We start from the raw sequence: 310 nt of genomic DNA, 5'->3' as shown, positions 1-310 counted from the left end.
CCAGAAGTCGAGCGCGCTGCCGCTCATCACCAGGCCGACGATGAACACGACCAGCAGGATGGCAAGGACAATATTGATGACGTGGCGGAAAGGCAGGATGATCGGCGCGCCGCTCATCCGGGCCGAGAGTTTCAGGAACGCGATCACCGAGCCGGTGAAGGTCAGCGCGCCGATCGCAACGCCGAGCGACATCTCGACCAGGCTCTGCGGATGGATGTTGCCGGGCGTGCCGATGTCGAAGGCTTCCGGCGCATAGAACGCGCCGGCCGCGACCAGCACTGCGGCCATGCCGACCAGCGAGTGGAACGCG

Annotated in this window: 1 protein-coding gene; it reads right to left on the bottom strand. The window is 65.5% G+C overall.

From position 1 onward, the window contains the following. Positions 1–310: NAD(P)(+) transhydrogenase (Re/Si-specific) subunit beta (locus tag AKL29_RS45805; RefSeq protein ID WP_244482515.1), on the bottom strand; the 310-nt coding region annotated here is incomplete at both ends.

The sequence above is a fragment of the Bradyrhizobium pachyrhizi genome, from assembly GCF_001189245.1.
Classification (GTDB): Bacteria; Pseudomonadota; Alphaproteobacteria; order Rhizobiales; family Xanthobacteraceae; genus Bradyrhizobium; species Bradyrhizobium pachyrhizi.
The sequence above is the reverse complement of the archived record's forward strand: the minus strand, read 5'-3'. Positions and strand labels throughout refer to the sequence as shown.